This is a genomic window from Cyclobacterium xiamenense (genome assembly GCF_009467825.1).
Taxonomy (GTDB): Bacteria; Bacteroidota; Bacteroidia; order Cytophagales; family Cyclobacteriaceae; genus Cyclobacterium; species Cyclobacterium xiamenense.
In genome coordinates, this window is record NZ_WIOK01000090.1 from 1 (window position 1) to 617 (window position 617).

A 617-nucleotide genomic window follows, 5' to 3' on the forward strand; every position below is an offset into this window, starting at 1 on the left:
AAGGACGGCTACCTGGACTCCGACCGGAACGAAAACTTCAAGCGCTATAACGTGCTGATGAAAGGGGAGTTCAAGGTAAACGATTGGCTGACCCTGGACGAGAAAATCGTGGTGAACACCCAGAAAAGTGACAAGCCGTATTTCTACAACTGGGACGTCAACATCAACTCCCTGGCGCGTGTGAACCCGATCATGCCCATACAGTTTCCGGACCTGCCGTTTTACCTGCAGCAAGGAGATCGCGAACAGTACGAGCAGTACATCGGCATGTACTTTGGCGGCACCAATTTCTGGCCCTACCTGGAAGACGGTGGTCGTTCCACCTGGACGCGCAACGATATCTGGCTGACGCAGGGCGCTACCCTGACGCCTGCCAAGGGCCTGACCATCAAAGGAAACTTCTCCTATAATTACAATTACCGAAACTCCCAGGACGTGGCCAGCAAGATCGAGATTGTGTCGAACAACCTGCTGGAAGCCAATCCGATCAGCAACGGATTCAGTGGAAACGATTTCATCAACGAGGTCAACGATATCAATCAGTACTACGTATTCAACGCCTACGCGGATTACGAATTCTCCCTTCCCGAAAAGCACAGCCTGACCGCCATGGTGGG

At 52.5% G+C, this 617-nt stretch carries 1 pseudogene; it reads left to right on the forward strand.

The features are described from left to right. Positions 1 to 617: pseudogene (locus tag GCU44_RS23055) on the forward strand (SusC/RagA family TonB-linked outer membrane protein); the annotation flags it as partial.